The organism is Aneurinibacillus aneurinilyticus ATCC 12856 (assembly GCF_000466385.1).
GTDB classification, from domain to species: domain Bacteria; phylum Bacillota; class Bacilli; order Aneurinibacillales; family Aneurinibacillaceae; genus Aneurinibacillus; species Aneurinibacillus aneurinilyticus.
On sequence record NZ_KE952912.1, the window covers coordinates 1 to 25,080 of the forward strand.

Here is a 25,080-nt window from a genome sequence, read left to right on the forward strand (position 1 = left end):
TCTTCCACCTTATGGATAATCAACAGGCGTGATTATATACGTCTGATTTGATAAATTTGTGGTGGGAGGCAGGAAAAAAGGAAGGGCTATGGGCGAGGGCGATCGGAAAAAGACATGCTGGCCTTTCCTCTGCCGGAGCACAGGGCGCATCCCCCCTCTTCTTTTTTCCGAATCTCCTCCTTCCCACCACCCTACCTTGTCAAAATATCAAGTATACTGGGGGCTGTTCATGGCTAAAAGAAACAAAAACAACTCCTAAAAAAAGAAAAATGGAAATAAGAAAAAGCTAAATGGAAAGAAACATCGTCCGCAGGCAAAACTTCCTCCGCGTGTAAAAAATCTTTGTGCTGTCTGAGCATCTTCTGCTTTAACCTTTATGTTTTTCTCAATAAGTTTAACTGAAGGATCATTCACCGTATAGTAGTTCGGTAGTAATACAGTAACACCCTTGTTATTTGCACTTTCAATTTTTACATGGAAGGCACCCGCCTTTGTATTAATTACCGTCCATTTCCCTATGTTTTCTGTCAATGTTCGACGAAAAGCAGGCATTCTTTGCTCCCCCCTAACTTTGATAACTTTCTTATAGAATATGAGGAAATATCGCTTCTTGTCCTAGTCGAATACCCTAATAATCGTTGCCACCGATATTTATATACGTCTAATTTGATAAAGAAAAGCCCTCCTCTGTTCACCAGCCAGAGGGAGGGTGATGTTTACTATTAACCATTTGTAAAACAAAATCAAGATGATGACTAATATTAGCCATGTAAACTTCCTTCTAACCAGGGGCGGGGACGATAAGGACCAACCGGGATCTGGATTAGGCTGGTCTTTCCTTGCGAATCCATCTTGTAAATCTCATCACACAAATTCACATCAAACCCAAGGAGCGGGTGTCCTCCCATCCCAATGGCAGACGCCACCAACAGTAATCGCTGCATAAGTATACCCGCTTCCATTTGTTGAATACGATATCCTCTATACCCCAGTGCCGTTTTAAGATGAGCCTTATCCCCTATGATATGTAGACAGAGCGGTACCTGGAGCAGGTTTACATTGTCCGCAGACATCCCCTGTTGTAGCCAGAGCCGATGATCTCCGGGACGTACCGGCCATAACGCATGAGCTGTGCTATCATAGTAATAAGCACCATCTGGCATGCCTTTAACGCCATACAAACATCCATACAGCGAAACACGGGATGCGGGCTTCTCATGTGCTCCATCCAAATCATTACGATACGAGAAGAAAGCCATCGCCTCTTGGAATAGAGTGGCCATCTGCGTTTGACTTACCTTGCCCAACACAAAATCCAGACTCGGTGAATATCGCCTTCGGCAGGCCGATGCCAAATCATACGACAACCGTTTTACATGAGGCAAAGCTATCGCATGGCCTTCATAGTTAATATCCTTCTCCTCGATTTGCTGGAATGATCGCAGTGATTCTAGTAAAGACGCTTCGTTCATTTTGATGAGCATCGGACACTCTATAGCTTTCTGTGACCGAACATAATGATTATGTTGAACCGCCGGCAGCTCTTGGCACAATTCAGTGGCAGATACAATCCCGTCTGTATTATTCTCATTAGCAAACCAAGTGATGGTAGGCTCTATCGAAAGCGGAATGACCGCATACACGCTCTCCTCCTGTTCGGATAGTCCGAGTAAATGGTTAATGGCCCGATCAAGAAATTGGAAGTACACTGTCGATGCAAAGCCAAACCGTTCCGCCACTTCCAGCAACTGTCCGATCAGCACACCAGCATCCAGCCCTTGCAAACGGTAGGCAAAGTCACTGTATTTAAAAAAATTCTTCAAAAACATCGTCGACACAAAAACAGTACCAAAACAAGCAGACATATCACAGCGATTGCCAAGAGTCCGGGCCAAGTATGAGTCAAAATCGCCTTTTCGTAATAACACCAGGCGGTGGTGTGCCACATCATAATGGTACACTCCGACAGGCAAAGCCTCTATTTTCAGATACATATACAATTCGTTCGGATACAGTGCCCCGCCTGAAGGAACAAACCTCCGGTACGACTGCGTTAGGCTCACCGCTTGTTCTGTAAAATCCGAAACAAAGACGGATTGGCAAAATTGAGTAAGCCCGAATACGTACCAAAGAAAATGACCGACTTTGTGAAGGTCAGGCTTCACGGGTGCCTCCTGTCCCTCAAGCGTTAGCGGTACCTCCTGGGAAAGCGGAACCACAGGCAAGCCGCGATAGAGCTTATATGCAAGCGGTGCGTCTTCCCAATCCACCTCCCATTCTGGTGGTCTTGCCTTATCAGTGTCAAAATGCAAGTTATGCAAAAATACTTCCAGGCTCATCCTTCTTCCTCCTACTCACGGCTTATGGAAACGGATGCGGATGTGGATTGAGCTGCTCAAGCGTCAGTTGCTGCTTCACATATCCGAGTTCCATCGGTACTCTTAATACCCTCTCCAGCCCTATCAAACGGGTAAGGTGATATCCAAACGTCATCGGCAGCATCCCTGGAATCAGCACTTTTACACAATACAGTCCATTTCGCATAATTTCTGGTGTTGTCTGATCCACTACAATTACATCGAGGCTCAACCTACGGAACACCTGAAGAATATCCTGCAAATCATCTGTCAGGTCTGCGTGCTTCACCCTCCACTTGAATTCCTCGTCAAACGTTCGTAATGGTCGACCCTCATTCATCAAAAAATTCAGGCGCTCCTGCGATTGCGGCAAACCATACAACATGGAATGGTCCTCCATTTGTTGTACCAGGGATGGATCGTGAAACATTCGTACACACTTCTCCTGATTTGCCTCAAATTTTTCGTCGAGCGTTAGCATCATGCCAGCTAACTCATAAACTGCACCTTTTACCGCCCGTATCGGATCCAGATGGGCACCGGCCGCACAGATGAGGTTTACTCCCTTTTGTTTCCTGTTTTTCGCGATTGCCCAAACGCTTGGAATTCCATGCTCCATCGTCGAGTTAAACAAATATACATCATATTCTGCTACTACCCGCAACCGCTCAAGCATCAACTGCAATTCTTTGTCGTTAGCTGAATAGGGATCAAGGCGCGGAAGGGGCAGCTGTGCATACCAGGTCATTAGGAACGAATCCCGCTCGATCACTTCCATAATACCGTGAAAAATAGCTTCCTCCATACTTCCGCCTAACGCACATCCATTAGAAGTTTCATAGACAAAACCATGCCCTCCGCCCAAGCTATAATAGGCAAGCTGCTCCGGAACTAAAATCGGACGCTCATATAAAAATGAATAGCCCCATACCCAATTGATTGGACGATCAGGGTGAAACGGCTTAAACGGAAAATCAGGACGCAAATATTGCTCCTCGGCATGTACTCCAACCTTGACAGGATTGAGCGCTTGATCTTTTAAATTACGGTAACTGTCGTGAATCACCGTTCGTTTGCCATGGGGAGCCAGGCCGCAATATCGCTCCAAGCCCTCTAAAATGGCAGTCAACTCACTTACCGCGTAGGAATGAGTTCGTCCGGCTGTTCCCTCGTTCCCTCCGAACAACGGTAGATTTACACCCACATCAGCAAACGGTGACATGAGATCATACATTTTACCATTTAATAAACCGGTCCGTTGATCCAAGTAATCTTTGGCCAAAACTTTACCCAGATCATCCATCGTACGGCAGCGATAACTGTCGATACTGACTTTAGGGCTTGGTTGCAGCGAAATTCGGGCCGCGCTCGATAAATCGTCGGGTAATTGACCACAAACCGGGCACAACGAATCAGGCAAAAAGAAGTGAGATGAACTCTTCAACGTTTTCAAGTTGATTAAGAATATCCTTCCTTCTGTACGAGCCTTGCCGCCTTGCAACACCCTTTGTACCTCTGCTTCAAGCAGATGAGCTACCTGTGCAAGCCCTGTACGTGATGCCCAAGCATCACGCGTCATTCTTTCATGTGCCACCAGTCTCTGTTGTAGCTTCCACATCTCCTTACGCTCGCGTCCTGCCATAAGATATCGCACATCCGCACATTGGGAGCAGCCCGGTGTACCCGGGCGAATCAATGGCCCAACTATGCCCTCACCAAAGGAAACGAAACCACGCATCCAGGGGGTACCGATTGGCTGTAGTATCTTTTCTGCCTTTTGATGAACAGAAGGATGCCATGCATCATGCAGCACCAGGACCAAATCCGCCGCTTCCAGTACTCCCGCCTCGAAATCGCTCTGACGAACGACCTGGTATTGGGTAGACAGCTCTCCGTACACACGGTCCGCCATTAGCCCTTCCCCGACAATCACCACGGTAGCGCTCATCAGGATTCCTCCTCACGCAACAGCACACCAAACACACCTGCCAGTTTCTCTTTCAAAAACGGTTCCACCGCCAAATCAAAAACTAAAAGCTGCTTGCGGTTCCGTTTCAAGATTTGCAAAGCAGATTGCAAAATCTCCAATTGTGTCACTTCTTCACATGAAGAAATCTTAAGACTTAACGGCATCTTTTCACCTAGGGGCATGGACAGAACTTCCAACGCTTGCGGCGTCAGGCAAGCCGCTTCGTTTTGCACCTTCATAAACGCCTGTTGTAACGCCTTCTGAAATGCCAATGTCATATTCAAACCTGCACTACCATACCAATGACCATTCACACCGATCCATACCACAGGAAAGCCGAACACTTCCTCTCCCAGGCCGATTATTGGTGCTCCATGCATTGTACTCAGTGCCTGTAAATAAAACCGGCTGCGTTCATCCTCTACTGTATCCAGCTGTACCTGAAAGACAGGAGGATTCTGGTCTACCTGTTGCTTGCCTAGCTCCTCGGCCAAACACTTCTGCAACCCGCGGCAAACACCTTCTGCAATTGTTTCCCCTACTCCGATACCAACAAATTCCTGCAGCTCCACTATCCTATCTTCCACTTCTTGATGCGGAGAAAAAGTGGTAACAAGCGGACCGATCATTCGTGACACATACGCTTCAACCCCGACCAACCCAGCTTCCCGCCGTGCCTCCTCATGTGTCAAATCTACACAGACAATGTCTGGCAACAGCTCAGCCGGCCCCTCCGACAGCGGGTCGACTGCCTGAACGCGGCATTGAGCCAGCGGAAGCTGATTCAAATCCCCTTCCTCCCAAATATGTAAGATCCCTGATTGCGGCGATGTTAACTGGCTGAAGCAAGGAAGTAATCGGCTCGGCTCACTTTTGCTTGAGCTTTGTTCGAGGCATACATCAAAATCTTGAATCCATTCAGCTGTCACACGTCCGGTTACAAATGGATGTGGCATAAATGAATGCCAGTTTCCTTCCAATGTCTCCAGATTAAGCAGGAAAAATTGATTCGTCTGTTCCGACTCGCTCACACCCGTGATTTTTTTAAACAATTCAAAAACGATCACATTCGCTAACATCGCTCCTGCCGTAGAAGAAAAAGGACCCAACTGCTGGCCCTTGCCAAGCGCAGACTGGTGTATGCGGCGCCACGCTGACTCCCAGCATCCCTCAGAGTCTGGATGCACCAACGGACCCGCCAACCCTACCTGTTGAAGACATATAGCGGGGAGTAATACTTTCTCCTCCTCCCTACAAATCCTATGAAGAACCCGCAGTTCCTCTACATCGCTTTCCTGCGACACGTACAAAACCGAATGAAACGGCTGCACAGCCTCCCGCCAGGAGCTTACTCCCTCTTCCTGCAAGAAAATCTCCTCTACCCCTACCTCTGGGTCCGTTTTACAAGCATGTTCCACCAGTTCCATCAACCGCAGCCGATTGGTCGGTACCGCATCCGTGATCAACACATGGAACCTGGGTAATCCAGATTCTAGCAATGCAGAAACCAATGAGACAAAAAAAGGACCGGAGCCTACCGCCAACACCTTGGCCTGACGATAGATCTGAAAACGGTATGCACCGGAATCACCAAAACTGTCCAAAAACTCAATTTGGGAAGCGTACCTTTTGAGAACCTCATCCGACAATTGATGCGGACGGTCTTGGCTCACATCCCGAACAAAACTATTTTCGTACAGAACCCCTGCAATCTCATACACTCGGTCCCGATATGGGCTTGGCAACCCATCTGTCAAATCCTTCAACGTGTGTTCCCCATTGAACATCGGTATCAATTTTTCAATCCACTGATCGATTGTACTGCCTTCCATACGAAACGAGCTTACGTTGTTCCGAAAATACACACCGCCGTCTGGATCAGGAAGAAAAAACGTGTCTCTTTTCACCTTCAGACGTGTATAAGGGGGTAAATTTGCCATTCCACTCCTCCTTATCGTGAGTTATTTTCAAATCATCATCACTTTACATGTAATCTTACGTACTACGATTTGTCCTTTATGTCTACTTTTATAAAGACATCCGGCTTGATAAATGAATACTTCTTGTGCATGTGAAAACCAATTAATAAACATCCCCACAAACTGGCCTTACCGGATTGGTTTGTTTACATATACAAACCTAATTCTATCTACTAAGGATAGCAGCCTATACACAAGAAAATCACAGGACATATTCTGTATGTAACAAATGAGAAAAGCAGTTTTCTCATATAAAAACAAGGAGGGATTATACGGTGGGATCAAAGCATACTTCTAATCAAGGATCTGAAAACTTTTCAAATATAGATACCATCCATATAAAGCAAAAAGGAAATGAATTGATTATCCAGATGAGAATAGGATACAGCCGGAAAAATATTAGGGTTGAAATCTCGAACGATTCGTTATCCATTATCGCTGCAACTATACCGGAAAACATCATAAAATCCATCACATTGCCACAAAATGCAGTTATAGAAAAGGCGAGGGCAAACTACCGCGATAACGTGCTAACTGTCTTGGTTCCGTTGAGGGCCCTTGAAGGAATGAGAATGCATATTTGGCATAAACCGCGTATTATCCCAATTGAATAAACATAAAAGAAACGCTACGGATTTGTTTCCATAGCGTTTCTTTTATAGGTTAGAGATTTTGTATTCAAAAGAAATACTGTAGCCATTGCCTTCCTTTCGCTCTGGTTAGATTATTTTGAGAGGGGAAAAAGATCCAGAATCCCATGTCCGTATTCCCTTCGTGGCCCTAGCCGATTACTTAACTGTATTAAATACTTCTGGGCCTTCCCACCGCTCATACTAATATTACGGCTAAGTATGAGGGCGGCCCCACCGCTTACATGTGGAGCTGCCATTGACGTACCGCTCTCCACCTTATATCCCCCACCTTTCCAGGCGCTTCTGATCCCTACACCAGGTGCCATAATATCAATTCCGTCTCCTGTACTGGAAAAGGACGCCCTCTTCATATCACGGTCAACTGCCCCAACCGAAATAACCCAGGGAAAACGGGCTGGGTAATCAGTAGCGCCACCACGCTCTCCATCATTTCCCGCTGAAGCAACCAGGATAATTCCCTTCTGATGAGCCCTTCTTGTTGCATATTCCAAGGCGGCATTATGCGTATTGCTTCCAATGCTCATATTCAGTATCTGGATATTGTTATCAATAGCCCATTCAATTCCTTTAATGATATCACTAATTCTCCCGTTTCCATCCCGATCCATGACCTTAATTCCATATAGAGCCACATCCGGGGAAACTCCATACAAGCGTCCTGGTTTTCTGGCGGCGATGATACCCGATACATGTGTACCATGTCCGTTATCATCCATGAAATTTTGGGTTCCCGAAATGATATTATATCCACCTGCAACATGGCCACGCAGGGCTGGGTGGGAGTAAGCAATACCCGTATCCAATACACCTACGCGGATACCCTTACCCGTGCTTTTGGGCCAAACAGCCGGCGCATGAACAGCCTGAATATTCCACGGTACGTTGGAAGGCTGATTGTGGGCAGAAGGACTGGCCCGGTGAATTCGTATTCGGATGTCTTCCTCAACATGAGAAAAGGCTGGGTGATTATAAAAGAATTTAACATTCTCAATATTTGCAACAATGAAAGGAAAATGCTTATGGCAGTGCAAAACCTGAACACCGCTATGTTTCACGCATACTTCACGCGCTTGATTCATGTCCGTTTTTACATGAATTAGATATCGTTTTGCCATAAATGAATCCCCTCTCTTAGATGATAGTATCAGTATATGAAAAGCGAAGTGAAAGGGGATGCAGCAGAAGCAGGGAGATACCTAAATTCCCGCCCTATTTTATGAAATCACTAGAAAAAAGATACGCTGGCCTTTTTTCTGCCGGAGCGCAGGGCGCATCCATCCTCTTCTTTTTCCGAATCTCCTGCTTCCAACCACCTGAACTTTTGTTACTACGTCAAGTGATTTCTATATAGCATTTATGCTAAAGCCCCGGTACATATCGAAATTTTCAACAATAAAATATAGCATCTTATAGTATAGGAGGAAATCGTTGTATGGATAGGGAGGGTGTAAAGAGTAGATGGGTAAGATAATGACGATGAATCCTCTATCGCCCATTCATTACACGGCTATAGGAGACTCTATTACTGTAGGAATTGGCTCTCTGTTTAATTATGGATATGCACATCAGTATCGAGACTTTATAAAAAAAGAGTGGAATGCACCGGTTGCTTTCCGCAATTTGGGGAAAGCAGGATGGACAAGTCAACAATTGTTACATGCACTTAAAAATGATGCATCCTTTTTCAAAGCCATACAAATAGCAAATATTATCACCTGCTCTATTGGTGGAAACGATTTAATTCAGGCAGGGCGAGTTTATGATAAAACGAAGAATAAAGAAGCAGTAGAATCGGCACTCCAAAATTTCCGTCTTAATTTTCTTTCCATTGATCGAAGCATTAAAAGTATTAAAAAATCCTCCCATACCCCCTACATTATCCACTATATTGAGGTCTATAATCCTAAACCTGAATTTTCTCTAGCCCAGCAATGGGTGAAAAAGCTAAATCAAACTCTCCATAAAGCAGCTGACTCTCATACAAAGATTGCGCCTGTATATGCCGCCTTTTTACATCACGAAAATACTCTGTTATTTGTCGATGGCAAGCATCCAAACTACAAGGGTCATCGATTAATAGCCGAAACAATTAGGAGTGTAGATTATAAACTTTAACACTCGTCCTTGTGCATGTGATTCATTGACAAACAAAGAACCCCGGAAATTACTCTTTCCGGGTTCTTTTGTAATCTTTTATCCACTTTTGCACAATGATATGCAGCTTTTTCTGACGTGAAAGTAGCAACTGCTTTACCACTCTTTTATTCTCATGAGAGAGGATAATCAACGGAACCGAGTCGGCGGCTGCCTCCAGCTCCTCATAAGATACACGCTGTATCTCTTTTACGTAAGGCTCTAGCTGGTCATAATTACGAATATATTTGGTTAGGCCTCTTACGTAATTGCGATTGTAGCCTACCACCCTGTCCCAGTGCGGATGATCCCAGGAAAATCCCTGCCATTGCACGGCACCAAGCAAGGATAAACCGTGGTCAATAAGATAAAAATCATATTTTTCTCCTACAGGGTAAACAAGCAAATTCCCCCCATGTCGATCAATATTGCAAATCCAAATATCAAAAACAAACATTTTAAGCAGTCTTTCAGGCCGAAGAATAAAACTCGAAATATTGTGGTAGATACGTCTATTTAATTGAGTCCATTTATAGATTTGAGGTACAGGGCGTGCCAGCGATACTATGCCAAGCTGCCCTTCAATCTTTGCTACTTCTACACGAGCAGCTGGCAGGTGTAACCTTGAGGCCAGATGGTAAGCAAGCAGTTCATTTCCGGGGAGAGGACCGACATACCTCTCATTTTTTAGATTTGAAAATTTAAAGTACCCTGTTTCAGTTTGTCCATTTTTGCTTCTGCGGACCATCCAAACTGTTCCTAGCTTACTTCGACTGGATAATTTTTTTACCGGTTCCCAGTTCTCCATGCTCATCTTGTTGCTCCTCTTTCTTCTTTATTTAGTTTACTTCATACTATTTATGCTGATTCTAAAAGGGAACTAATTTGTACAAGAATCTATAATTACGTAAAAACATAATACTATATAAGTTACACTTGATAGTTTGAGATGATAACGTGGTTGGAAGTAGGAAATCCGGAAAAAAGAGGAGGATGGATGCGCCCTGCGCTCTGGCAGAAGAAAGGCCAGCTGTCTTTTTCCGACCGTGCCCACCCACCGCCCTTCCGTCTTTTCTTACCTCCTACCACAAAAGTTTGTCGATTGATCAAACCAGATGTATGTAGGAGAGATAAAGAGAGAGGGGAATGGTTCGTTCTTATAGGAAAACAGGCTTAAAAAGGTAGATACCTATCATTTATTCGGAATCTCTCGCATAAAAAAACTACACTCCCAGTCAAAAAATGAGAGAAGCACAATCACAGATACCTAACCTTCTAAATAGAGGCTAGAACCTAGCACTCATCCTCCCCTGGCAACATAGTATACAAGTAGATTCCACATGAAAAGGCGGTGATAAAATGTCATTCTTCGGAAGCCGAATGGAAATCAACTTCATTCTTGTTCTCTTTATTCTGCTCGTGATTATCTCTTGTGCATGTGAGAACTAATAGAGATATGAACGAAGAATCACCCCCTTCATTATGCAGAAAAGAGCATCTTTTATTCTTTAAAAGATGCTCTTGCATGTGATTCATCGGCAAGCAGAAAACCTACACCTACTCCTTTCTGCTTTTGTAGGCACAAAAGTGGGATTTTACAGGCTATCTCGTGTCTTGTTCCCTTTATCATTAGTGAGGCAGTGTGCTGCTCTCACGCTCATATTCATGGAGAACTGGCGAATAAGAAACAAAGTCACTATTTTTTTTATTTACAGCAGTTTTCGTGCGTATTACGTTTTCCATAAGATAAGCAATGAAGATTTCATCCCGCACAAGCCAGGCATTATGATTTCTTTTTATAAACCGCTCCGCTTCTTCAAAGGATTCGAACGTAAGTGCCAAGCTCAAGCCGTTTTCCTCAATCATCCACCCTCCTTCATCAAACGGGTAGACAAAAAACGTATCTTCGTGCCGATTTTCGTATAAACATCCGGTTTTAGCTCCTTTACGGTTATACATATTCCGAAAGGCATCCGCCCGTAACGGTTCGATATGGAATGGTTCAGCAACATATAAGCGATAAGCCTCCTCTGTCAACGAGCAACCCGCCGCTTTCGCATGACCGCCACCATCAAAGCGCTGGGCAACGTCTGACACATCGATCTCATCATGGATCGTTCGCAAACTGATTTTCTTTCCCCCTGCATTAATGATGGCAATGTAGTCAAGATGAGGATTATCTTTCCCTAATTCGTTCCCCAACTCTGAATGATAGGATTCCGCATGAACAATCCCTACACAATGATCTCTGACAAAGGTTTGAACCATTTCCCGCCGTTTCCTGCGAACGTATCTCTCGATTTTACTGTCCTCCATATCCAATATCTTTTGTTCAAAATCATCAAACCTGAATGAATCACTCGTATTTATTTTTTGGATCATTCTCTCTTCGAATTCATCGATGGAAATCATGAAAAAAAGGTCATTTAAGCGTTTCGCCTCGACATTTCCATTTTTATCCCATTCCCATGTGTCATATTGACGGACCAGCTCGACAAACTGACTTAATGTCTCGGATGGTTTCATTAGTTTATGTTGTATCAAATATTCATACAGCAATGAAGTTGCAGAGGCCAATCGTCCATCTTCATACTCGACCTGAACGATCGCCCAATCATACCGATTAAAATGAAGGGCTGTTTTATGGTGATCAATTAACTTGACCTTCCCCCCTTTTTTAACATGCTCATCAAGCCGTTGCTCATTCTTTTCATTCACAGAGAGATCGGTAATAAAAAGGCAATCATCGCTTCGCCCCTTTTCTAAAAAACGTTCAACCTGAAAATCCAGTCCTACCACGGAATTATAGCGAATGTCGACGTTTTCTCCAAAGGCCAGCTTGGCAACAATTCCACATCCGACTCCATCCAAATCATTATGGGAATATAAACGATACATCGCTTTCCTCCTGTCTTTTTATGTTATATAAGTTACACTTGATAGTTTGACATGATAACGTGGTTGGAAGTAGGAAATTCGGAAAAAAGAAGAGGTTGGATGCGCCCTGCGCTCCGGCAGAAGAAAGGCCAGCTGTCTTTTTCTCGTCTCTGATTTTCTCCGTCTTTTCCTACCTCCTGCCACAAAAGTTTGTCGATTTATCAAACCAGATGTATATAGTATGTGACATTATGAAGCGATATATATAAATAAAAAACCACAACAGGTATGTACAATCTGCTGTGGCTTCTAATCCTTTTCTTTAAATCTTATCCTTCCAAGCACGTCTGTTTCACATGCCTTCTTTCTTAAAAAAGGCTTCTTCAATCATACTCGCATCGAAGCGAAGAACCGTTGCCAGCCCTAGAAACAGTGCGAACAAATCCAAAAACCAGTTTTTGTTGGTACTCCTCGTAGCCAAACACTTATCCTTTCCGGCTTCTGTCCTCTGCTGACTATGTACCTTTATAGCGATACATCGAATAATCAGCACTGGCCTTGCGAATCGCATAATGAACAGGCAACCCTCTAGCTACCCATCGTAGCGCAGAAAGGATGTTGGCCTCATCTTCAAATTGCTCAACAATCACGATCGTCTCTTCGTTTATGTATAGTTGCAGCTCATTCCAGCCCATGGTCGAATACACATCGGTTCCATGGGTCTTTAAAGCCACAAAGTCGGCAAATTCAGGTTTATCCATGCGTACAATCTTTTGAATTGCTGCTGCACACAGAGGATGGATGTTAGGATTTGGTTTCATATGATACGCAGGTTCCTTCTTTAGTATATTATTTTTCTACTTCTACTCTCAGTCCATCAGGGAAAATCAGCACATACGAACCAAAATGCAGCGGTTCCTTACAGCAACGGCTTTTGAGTTTCTTGCGCTCCTTCTTCTCAAGCCCGGTGAACATTCCGCAGGCCTCACAGCTTGTCTCATAGCCTTCTTTCATGGCCAGAGCATACAATGGCGCGCCGATCCGCCTACATTCTTGTTTAAATGCTTCATCCTCATCCCGGAACGGCTTCCCTTCTGTAAACAAATGGTAATGAGCAAGTTCATGCTTAAGTGTACCGATAACATGCTGGGCTCCAAACTGATTATATTGCCACATGCTTTGTACGATGCGGATCGGCTTATGAGTATGCTGATTAAAAGCGAAGAAACCGGCTGCATTGTTCAATGATTTGTCCCACTCTATCGGTACCTTGCATGGCCGCCCATAATAAGTAAGACTAAGCTGATTTCCGATCCAGGCTAATTCTTTATGATCGCTTGTATCAATCGTCCTTACTGATCGTTCATGAAAGGAAGAGAGGTGTTGAAACGCTTTTGCCTTTGCTTTCGCCTGACATTTGAGCCGATTCATCCAGTCCATAGCTTCTTTATATGAAAGCCTAGATAATAAAGAATCCGGTTTTTCTCCCGATTCTAAAATGAGGGAATACAAGTACTTCATCATAAGCGCAGTAGGTTTATTATTGCTCATTCTTGTTATTTTAGAAGATTCATGCATTCTTGGCAACACAGATTTCACCAAAAAAGGAGCAAAGTGCATTTGACAAAAAGATACATAAGTAAAAAGCTGTCTCGATTTAAAGAGACAGCTTTTTGTTTGCTATTCATATTTTTTAAATACTAACGATACATTATGGCCACCAAAGCCTAAAGAGTTACTCAAAACGGCCTGTATATCTGCTCTTCTTGCCTTATTAGGCACATAATCCAAATCCACTTCTTCATCAGGTGTTTCATAATTAATCGTAGGAGGCAACACGCCTTCTTTTATTGCCAAAACCGAAAATACCGCTTCAATCGCGCCCGCTGCTCCAAGCAAATGCCCTGTCATGGATTTAGTCGAACTCACGGCAACCTGGTACGCATGCTCTCCGAATACAGACTTAATTGCCTGTGTTTCATATAAATCATTGTAAAACGTACTTGTGCCATGCGCATTAATATACTGAATATCCTCCGGATTTACTCCTGCATCATCGAGAGCCAATTTCATCGCTCTAGCCCCGCCTTCCCCACCAGGCGCAGGTGTAGTAATATGGTGAGCATCCGCAGTTGCTCCATATCCTACAATCTCACCGTAAATGTTTGCCTTTCGGCGTGTAGCGGACTCAAGGCTTTCAAGAATTAAGATGCCTGCTCCCTCTCCCATAACGAACCCGTCCCGATTTTTGTCAAATGGACGGCTTGCTGTTTTTGGATCAGGATTGAAGCTAAGTGCTGTCATGCTGGAAAATCCAGCCAGTGCCAAATCAGTAATCGGGGCCTCCGTACCACCCGCAATCATAACGTCGGCATCTCCCCGTTGGATTACTTTAAAGGCATCTCCGATTGAATTCGCCCCGGATGCACAGGCGGTTACCGTACAAGCGTTGACTCCCTTTGCTCCGGTCAGAATAGAAACTTGTCCCGAGGCCATGTCAGGAATCATCATCGGAATAAAAAATGGACTTACCCGCTTATATCCTTTTTCCTCGAATCTTCTAAACTGCTCTTCATGCGTGTCCATTCCGCCAATCCCACTACCAATCCAGACGCCAATGCGTTCTGCATCAATGTTTTCTCCAACTTTAATACCTGCATCCTGCATGGCCTCCAGAGAAGCAGCAACCGCAAATTGCGTAAACCGATCCATCTTCCGCGCTTCTTTTTTATCTATATAGTTTGCAGGATCAAAATCTTTTGCTTCCCCTGCAACTTTTACCGGAAATTTCTCGGCATCCCTTCGTGTAAGCGGACCGATTCCAGAACGTCCACCTACAATCCCGTCCCAAGTCGTTTTCACATCATTCCCTAACGGTGTAATCATACCAATTCCTGTAATAACAACACGTTGCTTATTCATAATTATATCTCCTTCTATCTAATCTACTTTCCCCATCTTATGACGAGGCTTGCCCAGGTTAGTCCGCCTCCGAAGCCAGCTAAAACTAACGTATCTCCATCGTTAATTCTTCTGGTTGTCACTTCATGGTGCAAAGATAACGGAATTGAAGCTGCAGAAGTATTGCTGTACCTATCTACGGTCACAGAAATACGCTGGTCCTCGATCCCTAGCTTTTCTTGGGCCGCTTTAATAATTCGAATATTCGCTTGATGAGGAACGATCATATGAATATCATCTATTGTAACATTTGCCTGCTCTATCACATGCAAAATCGTTTTTGGAACTTGGCGGACAGCGAATTTGTACACTTCCCGCCCGTTCATTTTTACCTTTTTATCCGTGCGGAGATGTTGACCACCACTTCCATCGGCACCTAGCTCAAAGGAACGGATTCCCTTATGCTCGCTTACGGGACCGAGAACAACCGCTCCTGCACCGTCGCCGAATAAAACAGCTGTGTTACGGTCAGCCCAATCAACAATTTCAGAGAATTTTTCAGCGCCAATGACCAACACATGACGATATGCGCCTGTTTCAATAAATTGCTTGGCGGTGATCATTCCATAAATGAAGCCGGAACAAGCAGCACTGATGTCCATCGCCCCTATGTTTCTTGCTCCTAATTTATCCTGAACCAAACAAGCTGTGGAAGGGAACATATAATCGGGAGTTGCGGTTGCTACTAAAATCAAATCAATATCTTCAACCGTCAATCCAGCATCTTTGATTGCTTTTTCTGCTGCAATCGTTGCCATATCGGATGTACGCTCATCCTTTGATGCGATATGCCTTTTTTCGATCCCTGTTCTTGTTCGAATCCATTCATCAGAAGTATCCATCATCTCTGCCAAATCAGAATTTGTTACAATCTTCGCAGGAACATGGACACCTAACCCTAATACGCCGACACGAATCATTTCTCTGGTCTCCCATCTTTATGCAGTCTCCATTTTCATAGCAATCCATTCTCCATTTTATGCTCTGCGCATTTTTTAAAAATTAAACTATGTAATGTATAAACCCTCTACCTACTATACCTTTTCAGATAAAACACGTAAATAAATATAAAAATACTGTTAATTTATTTTTATCCATCATTATATTATTTTGCCCAAAACATACCCCTCTCCAAATTTCCGAGAGGGGTATGTATCATTTGTATTATACATAAAAGAAGGGCAAAAGGGGCAATGATTAATATGAACATAAAAAAATAATTCTTATTGAAAAAGGAATCTATGGGATGTTAGCTCAATGTCCGATTTGCCATGGACGACCCGGTTCTTTTTTATGGATATGTCGGTGGTAATGAGGCTTCGCATCCAATTCCTGCTTACTCATTACCTTTGGCTCCGCCTCATATTCTATCCTCTTGCGAATACTATGAGACGTCATGACCAGGACCGGTGCAAAAAACACACGTTCCGCCTGTTCATCGCATGTAGGACATTCCACTCGTAGCCCAGTCTCTTGCACGGTTAGCCATTTTTCAAAATTTCCACATTCTTTGCAACGATATTCATAAATAGGCATTCGTTTACACCTCTCTTCTTCGATTACGAACGCTTGATGCTTCACTCTGCGATTCTATTAACGGTTGAGCTTTGGAAGAATATCCTTATCAAAGATAGCTGTCGGTATGGCAACCGTGCAGCATGCATTCGGGACATCAACAATTCCGCTAATCCGACCTTCTACAGGTGCTGTTCCTAGAATCATATATGCCTGCTCTCCTGTGTAGCCTAACGTTTTCAAATACTCAATCGCATTCAGGCAGGCACGGCGGTAGGCAATATGGGCATCAAGGTAGTGGTTGTCCCCTGTAAACTCATCAACAGAAATACCTTCAAATACTAAATAATCGCTATAATGTGGCTCAACTGGACCCGGCTTAAATATTGGGTTGTTAATAATGTTATATTTGGACATCCCGCCTTTAATCACATCGACATGAAGATCAACCCATCCCGCCATCTCTATTCCGCCACAGAAGGTAATTTCCCCATCGCCCTGGGAAAAGTGAATATCACCGAGCGATAGCTTGCCTCCTTGGACGAATACCGGAAAATAAATACGCGAACCTTTAGACAAGTTTTTAATATCGCAGTTCCCGCCATTCTCCCTTGGTGGTACAGTTCGTGCACCTTCCCTAGCAACCCTATCGAATTCAGCTTCTTTTAGCGTCCCAAGAACGGCACTATCTGGCGTTGGAAGGTTGGCTAGTGTTGGAACCCGATTTGGATTGGAATCGAATAGCTTTTTCTCTCTTTTATTCCACTTGGCTAGCATTTCATGGGAAGGGGCTGTTCCAATTAGACCTGGGTGAATAATCCCAGCGAATTTGACGCCTGGAATATGACGGGAGGTCGTATAAATTCCTTGGAAATCCCAGATGGATTTAAGTGCTTCAGGATAATGCTCGGTCAAGAAACTTCCCCCGTTTTGCTTATCAAATACCCCATTAAATCCCCATTCTGCTCCCTGAATGGCACCGATATCCAAAATATCTACTACAAGAAGATCGCCTGGTTCTACCCCATTCACCCAAATCGGTCCACTTAATACATGAACCCGATTCAAGTTCACATCACGAATGTCAGAAGGATCATCATTGTTGGAAATTTGTCCATCGGTCCAGTCTTTACATTCAATACGGAAAATGTCGCCTGGATTAACGGACACAGTGGCTGGAATATCCGGATGCCACCGATTATGACCCGGAGTCTCTTGCTCGTCCATCGGTTTGTTCAAATCTACTCGAAATAATACTTCAGGCATGATAATCCCTCCCAAAAGATTAGTGAACGTACGCATATAGACTAGCGACATTTTAGGATAACAAGAAAAAGCTACTATTTATGACCTTACCTCTTACTATTAGACATGACACAGTTTTATGCCTTAATTTTATTATTTTCTGACAAAAGCATTCATTATGTAATTATATGTGCTGCGGCTAAACAGACAGGGCTTCTGCATATATATAAATTACACTTGATATCTTAACAGGATAGCGTGGTTGGAAGGAGGAGATTCGGAAGAAAGAAGAGGGTGGATGTGCCCTACGCTCCGACAGAAGAAAGGCCAATGTGTCTTTTTCCGACCGCTCCCGCCCACCGCCCTTCCTTCTTTTCTTACCTCCCACCACAAACATGTGTCGATGTATCCAATCAGATGTATATAGTTAAAATAAAAAAGGAGTGATTTTTTGGATTTATATAGTGTATTACTCATCCTTGGGATCGGGATAGCTGCTAATCTTGATAATGCGGGAGCTGGTTTTGCATATGGAGTAAGGAAAATTCAAATTCCATGGGCATATAACTTTATTATTGCATTCATGGCGTTTTTATTAGCAATAGGGGGAGGCATTTTCGGAAACTGGATTTCCTATTGGTTTACCCCATTTATGTGTAATTTAATTGGAATTATTGTACTCGTTTCCATCGGGGTTTGGGTATTATGTCAACCAGATAGATTTGAGAGAAATACTCTATCTGAAAAAAGAAACAATATAACAATAAGAATTTCAAAAGTTTTATATCATGCTAAGGAAGCTGATTCCGGCCAATCTAAGTCAATGAGTATAGGTGAATCAATTATACTTGGAATAGCCTTGTCTATAAATAATTTGGCTGGTGGATTTAATGTAGGAATTACTCATCTCAACATTTGGTTAGCTTCAATTATTTCAGGTGTATTTAGTTATATATGTGTTGGATTATGTGCGTATATAGGTTCACAATTCGCTGCTGAAAAATTAGGCAAACAAGCAACCATTATTTCTGGTATCTTAATGATTCTCATTGGTTTACATCAAATGCTTAGTTTTACAGTGACTATTAATTATGATTTTGAAACAACTGGAGATGCAAAAATCACTTTCCAGATTATTCAATGGTTAATGTATATATTAGTTGTGGTAATCATCTCTACACTAATTAAGTCTTATATGAAAGAAAAAGAAAACTCGCTTAATCTCGTCCTTACTCTTGCCAAATCCTTAGATTCAAGAGATAAATATACGGAATGTCATTCGGAGCGTGTAGCATACTACTCTTTACTTATAGCTAAAGAGATGAGATTACCTAAGAAACAACTGAAACATCTATATACGGGTGGGATTATTCACGATATCGGAAAAATCGGAGTACCGGAATCAATCTTAACTAAACCATCTCGGTTAACAGATGATGAATATGAAATCATTAAACAGCACCCCACTATTGGATATGAAATGGTAAAACATATTCCGTCCTTCCAAAAGAACGGTGTTTTGGATATGATTCTTTATCATCATGAGAAATTTGATGGAACAGGGTATCCAAAAGGATTAAAAGGTGAACAAATTCCACTGGTAGCCCGAATTATGGCAGTAGCGGATGCATTTGATGCTATGACTTCCCGGAGAGTGTATAGGAGTGAAGCAGATTTTGAATACGCAATCAACGAAATTCGTAAAAACAGAGGTACGCAATTTGATCCGGAGGTTTCCGATGCTTTTTTGAGAATATTAGAGATAGAAGAAAAAAACATTTTGTCTGTAGTTTCCCAAATTAAATAATGTAAATAATCTACCCAGATGTTTTGCGGTCCCGCCTGGCTAGGGCAACAAGCGCTTCCATGCGGGAGACGAACCGACGCCCGTTTGGGGCATGGTGTGATGACGCCCCCCCTGGATCATACTGGATAATCAACACCCTTGGTAAATAACAAAGTTTAAAATTAAACTTTAAATATTTCTACACTGCCTGATAATTGTATTGAACTGTTCTCTATTCGTTTAGTTTGATGCACAATCTCTTGAACTTTATCCATCATAAGCATGATTTTTTGTGAGATATATTCTGAACCGTGTGCACCTTCTGTTGTTGCTAACGTAATCTCATTCATAATTTGAGTCATATTTTGAACAGAAGCTAATATTTCCTCGAAGGTCTCACTAAAGTCAGTAACCATATTATTAATCAATTCGGCGTCCCTGCTATATTGTTCCCCTGTTTTTACAAACATTTTATAATCTTCAACTACGCTCTTATTAATAAAACCCAGAATATCCTCTGAACTATTAGCTAAATTTTCAACCGCTAATATAACAATTTTTGTAATGGATTGGATATCTGTAACGATTCTACTTGAACTCTCCGCTAAATTCCGAATTTCATCAGCAACAACAGAAAATCCTCTGCCTGCTTCTCCAGCACGCGCTGCTTCAATCGATGCATTTAAGGCTAATAAATTCGTTTGGGACGCTATATCCAAAATTATATTTGATAATGTATTGATTTGCTCAACAACTTCAGATTGCTCAATCGCCTTCAGTAATTTTTTTTGTGATGTTTCATAAATATGGCGGGCATTTTGCTGTGAGAATATAGCTGCTTTCTTTAATTCATTTGCCCGTCGGTTAATTTCATTTGCAGCACCTGCCCTTTCTTCTGCTTTTCTGGCCGCTTCCTGAACAGAACGTGTAATCTCAAGCGATGTTATATTCATTTGTTCAGTTGAAGCTGCTGTTCCTTGCATCCCAGCCGATAATTGCTGAGTAGTAGACGAAATAGCCTCAATTTGTTCATTTATATCTTTAACTTGTAACGTAGTACTAGCAATATTTTGTGCCACTTCATATGTGTTTGTTTTGATTCCTTTGATAATTGTTTGTAAACGCATCAAAAACCGGTTGATTACAGAAGCCAGATCCCCTATCTCATCCCTGGATTGAATCTCAATCATTTTCGTAAGATCACCTCCACGTTCAGTCAGCTCTGTTATTTCACATCGTAAGATATGCAACGGCCTTATGATAAGCCTAGTGATTACAAAGCTTAAAACAATAAATATCAGTATTGAAAAAGCTATCACAGCACTAATAATGATGGTGGCTTGCTTTTTTTCATATAAAGTATTTTCATTTAGTTCCACCGCAACAGTTTCATTATAATCAATTAACTCATTTTCTAGCTGAATGGTTTCTTTGGTAAGGGGTGCTACCTCATTAAGATATAAAGCATGCGCTTCTGTATGTTTATTTTCTATCCCTAATGCAATGATTTTTTCCCTTGCTTCACGGTAAGCGCCAAGTTTTTCTTTTAATTTTTTTAAGTTTGCGACTTCAGGAGGATCAAGCTGTGTTTGTTCGTATTTATACATCAAATTATTAAATTTTTCCATATTCGCATAAATTATATTTTTTAACTCTGCTTTTCTATCTGCGTCAGTAGCCATTATTAATTCAAGTAAATTGGCATTACTTTCTTGGGAAACTTCTTTTAAGCCTTCTAAATGCATAATCCCAGCTAAACAGTCACTATACATCTGTTCTGTACGTTGACTAAGCTTTTCCATATACGTGTACCCGACAAAACCAACGATAGCTAAAAAAAGTACTGCAAAAATAACGAGTAAAGCAATTTTCCATGATGTTTTCATATCAATGAGAAACTTCATAGTGATCCCCCTCTTTTTCGTTCGAACGACTGTTTTCCCCTTCTGTTTTGTATTATTCTTTCCCCTGGACGTTCCTCATTTTTGACAATTGATTTAAAACGATACTCACGGCCACGGCATCGTCCAAATAACCAATCGGAAATAAGTAATCTGGAATCACATCTACAGGCAAAATAAAATAAAATAGAGCACTTCCCATTAAGGCAGATTCAACAAGTGTACATTTCTCATGGCGAAACTTCTCATACATTTGCTTTAAATGACCAATAAACGGACCTATCCCATCCACTTTCTGAAGCTTCGCCTCAAAGTTCCCAATAATGGATTTTCTTCCTTCTTCTGTTTGTGCATATTGTTTATAATTAACTAACATTTGTTCAACACGTGCTGTTGTATACTGTTGATCCAATAATTTAGCTGACTCAAGAAAATTTTGAATAACATCAACAGAGTTATGAATATCTGAATCCATATTTTCCTGTTTCCATGCAATATGAAAACCAGCCGCTTCAAATAATTCTCCTATAGGAACTCCAAGACATTCAGAAAATTTTTGTAAGTGTTGAGGATTTGCTTTTTGTTTTCCGTTTATAATTCGCGAAATCGTCGCTGTATCGATTCCTGAAAGTACACTAAGCTTACGCATTGACAGTGAACGTTCCCTCAGCAATGTTTTTAATAGTAACCTGAGGTGTATATTGGCTCTGTCTTCAGACATAACCCGTTCCTCCTTTTTATGTTGATGGGCATTGCAATTTTATCAACAGTATATGTAACAACCTCTGAATATTTTCAGTATGATGAATATTTAAATATTTCTACCTTAAAATGTTCCTTCAGCATCCCAACAGGCTAAAGCAAACTCCATCTTATAAACAAAAAAGACGTAAATGGAACGATGATCCATTCACGTCTTTTTAGCACAATAATGAACAGCCCTTAAAAGCTTATTCTTCTCTCCCTATGCATTTCCAATTGTAACTTGCGTAATTTTTCCTTGCTTACTCTCCCTGCTTCCTTCTTCATCACATATACCTAAATGAATCTGTTTTCCTAAAAATGAATCTATATAGAATCCGTTTTTGAATATTTTACCTTTCACACTTCTTTTTTTGTGAAGTTGAGAACAAACGATGCAATAATACATTTACACCCACCCCTTCATTAATTTAAATCCTTATCCTGTTGAAGCCATAGTATGAGGCAATGTTGAAAAAAGTGCGTTTTTATACAAAAAAGTTTTGATAAAATTTCAACACTCCAACGTTTATTAGCCCTTTCATTAGCTGACGTAAATATTTACTATTGATGGTTTGTTGAATGTTCCTCAACAGTTTTTGTAAGGACAGACACAACTTCTCAACACCTTTAATACAATTACAGCAAAAGAAGGGAGTGGGAATAGCATGACGTGGTTAATTATCTTAGGTTTTACTCTTGCATCAAGTATCGATAATTTAGGGGTAGGCATATCGTATGGTATTCGGGGGATTCGCATTAGCTGGCTTTCAAATCTTCTGATTGCAGTCATCTGTTTTCTCTTCAGTATAACCGGTATTTTGTTTGGACAGTGGCTTTCTCAGGTTTTGCCTGGCATATTCCCTGTTCTAGCAGGTTCTTTCTTATTATTCATTATTGGTATCCGAATCATCCTATTAACAATCCCACGTAAAAAGAACGTTGCAAAAGCAATGGATGAGAATGAAACATCTACTATAAGTATGAAAGAGGTGCTTAAAAATCCTGAAAAAGCCGATATCGATAAATCTGGAGAAATCGGCTGGGGGGAGGCTATTATTCTTGGCATTGCACTCTCGGCGAATGCTCTTACTAACGGATTAGGTGCAGGCTTGCTTGGTTTATCGCCGTTGGCTATATCCTTAGCGGCCGCAATTGGCAGCTTTCTAACAGTTTGGGCTGGTGTGGTTTTTGGTTACAAAGTATCCTCCGTTCGTATCGGTTCTTTCACGTTAGGCCAATTCGGCACAATTATAAGTGGAGTCATGCTTTTAGTCATTGCAGTGAATTTCCTATTTTAAGTGATGCCAGCACACCCCTTTTGTAAAGTACTGGATGACGATTTAGGAACCAATTCACACATTTAACATAATATTGAATTGGTTCCTGAAAAAAGGGGGGAGAGTTATGCGTTTTTTCAGCAGGCACGAAGAACTTGTTCCAATATTGGCGCTTTTTGTCCTGCTTATTATCCTTCTCATTATTATCGCTTGTATTGGCTGATAAAAAATCCTATACTACATGACCTGTAACCCGAGCAATGAACAATGCGTTGTTCGGGTTTCTACTACAGATTTATATTTTGGAATCAATATTCCCAAAATATTACTATATGAATTACTTTCATAAATCTGAGCCTAGTAACTACAAAGGCTTTCAGACACAAAAAAAGGAGTACCTCTCCAAATCTCGAAAAAGTTAAGTGTGACCAAAACTCTAGAGATAGGATGGTGTGGATCTAAGTCAACATCTTGGACACAAATAAGTTAACTCATTATGCTGACAGTTTGATTCTATCTTCTACTTCTTGAGGAGTTTGGTAGTCAAGCTGACTGTGAATTCGTCTGAGATTATACCAACCCTCGATATATTGAAACATCACCAATTTGGCAGAGGCATAGTCTAAATATGCGACATGATGAACCTCTTCTTTCTTCAAAATGGCATGGAAAGACTCAATACAAGCGTTATCATACAGACACCCTTTACGACTGAAAGATTGTGTTATTCCATAGGTTTGACATCTTTTAGCAAAAGCTTCACTTGTATACTGCGTACCAAGATCGGTATGTATGATGAGACCTGGGGCTGGCTTTTGAGTCGAAACGGCGTTGTGTAAGGTTTGAAGTACGAGTTCTGTTGTCATGTAACGAGAGAAAGAATATTCGACGACTTTTTTGGAATGCAGGTCTAAAACAGAGGCAAAGTGTGTAAGTACAGGAAAAATGCAGATCATATCCCTAGTAAAACAGGAGTTTTTCAGGAAATTTCCCGACAAGAAAAAACCCAGAATTCAGCTAAAATCAGACGAATTCCGGGTTTCCTCCCAATTTACAGTTTGCATAATGCATGTTATTGAACGTTCTATAATTAAAAATCAGTTTCCTGTCTCATCTACACGTTAAAATAAGGAAAGTAGTCAGGTAATTTATTATAATAAACGGTAGAATCATCTTATATACATGATTATTTTTTGGTAAAATAATCATGTTAAGGAATAATTTTTTCTTATTATTAAAATATGTTAATTAATCTCCTCAGTTTAATTAACTAAATCAAACACTTTGTTGAGTTTAATAATATTCATAGGGAAGATTTAAGTTTGGGGAAATAAGGAGGAATTATGGCGAAAAACCTTAATCGATTATCCCTTCTATTAATTATATTGTCTATTAGTTTCTATATTTGCGCTAGGCTTGAATTCAGCTTATTTGGGTTATTAGATAACCCATACACAACCTATACAATTTTTATTTCTCCTATTTTAAGTTTTATTTTAGCATTAAAAGGTGAAAAGGGATTACTCCGCCGTATATTATTATATGTCTCATTGCTTTATTTCTTCGGCTTCCTAATTTCCCCATTTGCTTATGGTTTCCTTTACGGAGGATTCTAGAAAATAAGGGGCTGTCCAGAAAGTCAGTGAAAACTGACTGCTGGACGCCCCGTTTTTGTTGAATGTT

At 41.6% G+C, this 25,080-nt stretch carries 22 protein-coding genes and 2 pseudogenes; 6 read left to right on the top strand and 18 right to left on the bottom strand.

Annotation, left to right across the window (positions count from 1 at the left end; genetic code table 11):
* Positions 1–255: 255 nt before the first annotated feature.
* From HMPREF0083_RS24550 to HMPREF0083_RS24565, 4 genes are all read right to left on the bottom strand, one after another.
* Positions 256–552: a hypothetical protein gene (locus tag HMPREF0083_RS24550; protein ID WP_021624655.1), complete on the bottom strand. Its 297-nt coding sequence runs from the start codon at positions 550–552 to the stop codon at positions 256–258.
* Between the two features lie 209 nt (positions 553–761).
* Positions 762–2,339 carry a SagB family peptide dehydrogenase gene (locus HMPREF0083_RS24555; protein WP_021624656.1) on the bottom strand — a complete coding sequence of 526 codons (1,578 nt, stop codon included), beginning with the start codon at positions 2,337–2,339 and terminating at the stop codon, positions 762–764.
* 22 nt (positions 2,340–2,361) lie between these two features.
* The gene (locus HMPREF0083_RS24560; protein WP_021624657.1) at positions 2,362–4,305 is read right to left on the bottom strand and encodes a TOMM precursor leader peptide-binding protein; all 1,944 of its coding nucleotides are present in this window, start codon (positions 4,303–4,305) and stop codon (positions 2,362–2,364) included.
* Positions 4,305–6,266 (bottom strand): putative thiazole-containing bacteriocin maturation protein, encoded by a 1,962-nt coding sequence (locus HMPREF0083_RS24565; RefSeq protein WP_021624658.1) that lies wholly within the window; start codon positions 6,264–6,266, stop codon positions 4,305–4,307. Before HMPREF0083_RS24565 ends, HMPREF0083_RS24560 begins: the two co-directional genes overlap by 1 nt.
* A gap of 314 nt (positions 6,267–6,580) precedes the next feature.
* Between HMPREF0083_RS24565 and HMPREF0083_RS24570 the strand changes: the two genes are divergently transcribed.
* Entirely contained in the window at positions 6,581–6,919 is a 339-nt protein-coding gene (locus HMPREF0083_RS24570) for an Hsp20/alpha crystallin family protein (protein ID WP_021624660.1), read from the top strand.
* Positions 6,920–7,029: 110 nt separating this feature from the next.
* On the opposite strand, the gene HMPREF0083_RS24575 is transcribed toward HMPREF0083_RS24570, so the two are convergent.
* Entirely contained in the window at positions 7,030–8,073 is a 1,044-nt protein-coding gene (locus tag HMPREF0083_RS24575) for a S8 family peptidase (protein ID WP_021624661.1), read from the bottom strand.
* Positions 8,074–8,416: 343 nt separating this feature from the next.
* On the opposite strand from HMPREF0083_RS24575, the gene HMPREF0083_RS24580 reads away from it, so the two are divergent.
* Complete coding sequence (locus HMPREF0083_RS24580) at positions 8,417–9,073, top strand: GDSL-type esterase/lipase family protein (protein WP_021624663.1); 657 nt, start codon at positions 8,417–8,419, stop codon at positions 9,071–9,073.
* A 49-nt stretch (positions 9,074–9,122) separates the two neighbouring features.
* Here the strand turns inward: HMPREF0083_RS24580 and HMPREF0083_RS24585 are convergent, their stop codons facing one another.
* The gene (locus tag HMPREF0083_RS24585; protein ID WP_021624664.1) at positions 9,123–9,905 is read right to left on the bottom strand and encodes a hypothetical protein; all 783 of its coding nucleotides are present in this window, start codon (positions 9,903–9,905) and stop codon (positions 9,123–9,125) included.
* 566 nt (positions 9,906–10,471) lie between these two features.
* On the opposite strand from HMPREF0083_RS24585, the gene yjcZ reads away from it, so the two are divergent.
* Positions 10,472–10,540 carry a sporulation protein YjcZ gene (gene yjcZ, locus HMPREF0083_RS28535; protein WP_240961493.1) on the top strand — a complete coding sequence of 23 codons (69 nt, stop codon included), beginning with the start codon at positions 10,472–10,474 and terminating at the stop codon, positions 10,538–10,540.
* A 180-nt stretch (positions 10,541–10,720) separates the two neighbouring features.
* Here the strand turns inward: yjcZ and HMPREF0083_RS24595 are convergent, their stop codons facing one another.
* The 8 genes from HMPREF0083_RS24595 to fmdA form a co-directional block, all read right to left on the bottom strand.
* Entirely contained in the window at positions 10,721–11,989 is a 1,269-nt protein-coding gene (locus tag HMPREF0083_RS24595; RefSeq protein ID WP_021624667.1) for a DHH family phosphoesterase, read from the bottom strand.
* Between the two features lie 331 nt (positions 11,990–12,320).
* On the bottom strand, positions 12,321–12,449 hold the full coding sequence (locus HMPREF0083_RS29885; RefSeq protein WP_021624669.1) for a hypothetical protein: 129 nt from the start codon (positions 12,447–12,449) through the stop codon (positions 12,321–12,323).
* A 34-nt stretch (positions 12,450–12,483) separates the two neighbouring features.
* Positions 12,484–12,789 carry a hypothetical protein gene (locus tag HMPREF0083_RS24600; protein WP_021624670.1) on the bottom strand — a complete coding sequence of 102 codons (306 nt, stop codon included), beginning with the start codon at positions 12,787–12,789 and terminating at the stop codon, positions 12,484–12,486.
* A 28-nt stretch (positions 12,790–12,817) separates the two neighbouring features.
* Positions 12,818–13,546, bottom strand: a complete 729-nt coding sequence (locus HMPREF0083_RS24605) for a SprT-like domain-containing protein (RefSeq protein WP_240961492.1) — start codon at positions 13,544–13,546, stop codon at positions 12,818–12,820.
* Between the two features lie 102 nt (positions 13,547–13,648).
* Positions 13,649–14,890: a beta-ketoacyl-ACP synthase II gene (gene fabF, locus HMPREF0083_RS24610; protein ID WP_021624672.1), complete on the bottom strand. Its 1,242-nt coding sequence runs from the start codon at positions 14,888–14,890 to the stop codon at positions 13,649–13,651.
* A gap of 23 nt (positions 14,891–14,913) precedes the next feature.
* A complete protein-coding gene (locus HMPREF0083_RS24615; RefSeq protein WP_148316064.1) occupies positions 14,914–15,846 on the bottom strand; it encodes a beta-ketoacyl-ACP synthase III in 933 nt (310 codons plus the stop codon).
* 337 nt (positions 15,847–16,183) lie between these two features.
* Positions 16,184–16,465, bottom strand: a complete 282-nt coding sequence (locus HMPREF0083_RS24620; RefSeq protein ID WP_040304955.1) for an FmdB family zinc ribbon protein — start codon at positions 16,463–16,465, stop codon at positions 16,184–16,186.
* 57 nt (positions 16,466–16,522) lie between these two features.
* Entirely contained in the window at positions 16,523–17,710 is a 1,188-nt protein-coding gene (gene fmdA / locus HMPREF0083_RS24625) for a formamidase (RefSeq protein WP_040304958.1), read from the bottom strand.
* Between the two features lie 430 nt (positions 17,711–18,140).
* On the opposite strand from fmdA, the pseudogene HMPREF0083_RS29565 reads away from it, so the two are divergent.
* Both HMPREF0083_RS29565 and HMPREF0083_RS29570 read left to right on the top strand, forming a co-directional pair.
* A pseudogene (locus HMPREF0083_RS29565) lies at positions 18,141–18,758 on the top strand (manganese efflux pump); the annotation flags it as partial.
* Positions 18,753–19,496: an HD-GYP domain-containing protein gene (locus HMPREF0083_RS29570; RefSeq protein WP_040304978.1), complete on the top strand. Its 744-nt coding sequence runs from the start codon at positions 18,753–18,755 to the stop codon at positions 19,494–19,496. The pseudogene HMPREF0083_RS29565 and the gene HMPREF0083_RS29570, both read left to right, overlap by 6 nt.
* Positions 19,497–19,657: 161 nt before the next feature.
* On the opposite strand, the gene HMPREF0083_RS24640 is transcribed toward HMPREF0083_RS29570, so the two are convergent.
* The 3 genes from HMPREF0083_RS24640 to HMPREF0083_RS24650 all read right to left on the bottom strand — a co-directional run bounded on the left by HMPREF0083_RS24640 (position 19,658) and on the right by HMPREF0083_RS24650 (position 22,526).
* The gene (locus tag HMPREF0083_RS24640; protein WP_021624678.1) at positions 19,658–21,379 is read right to left on the bottom strand and encodes a methyl-accepting chemotaxis protein; all 1,722 of its coding nucleotides are present in this window, start codon (positions 21,377–21,379) and stop codon (positions 19,658–19,660) included.
* 52 nt (positions 21,380–21,431) lie between these two features.
* Positions 21,432–22,097, bottom strand: coding sequence for a DUF1232 domain-containing protein (locus tag HMPREF0083_RS24645; RefSeq protein ID WP_040304960.1), 666 nt, complete (start codon positions 22,095–22,097; stop codon positions 21,432–21,434).
* A gap of 243 nt (positions 22,098–22,340) precedes the next feature.
* Positions 22,341–22,526: a DUF3973 domain-containing protein gene (locus HMPREF0083_RS24650; RefSeq protein WP_021624681.1), complete on the bottom strand. Its 186-nt coding sequence runs from the start codon at positions 22,524–22,526 to the stop codon at positions 22,341–22,343.
* Between the two features lie 259 nt (positions 22,527–22,785).
* Here HMPREF0083_RS24650 and ytaF point away from each other — a divergent pair, with 259 nt between their 5' ends.
* Complete coding sequence (ytaF, locus tag HMPREF0083_RS24655) at positions 22,786–23,418, top strand: sporulation membrane protein YtaF (RefSeq protein ID WP_021624682.1); 633 nt, start codon at positions 22,786–22,788, stop codon at positions 23,416–23,418.
* Positions 23,419–23,891: 473 nt separating this feature from the next.
* Here ytaF and HMPREF0083_RS24660 read toward each other — a convergent pair.
* A pseudogene (locus tag HMPREF0083_RS24660) lies at positions 23,892–24,326 on the bottom strand (IS3 family transposase); the annotation flags it as partial.
* Positions 24,327–25,080: the final 754 nt, after the last annotated feature.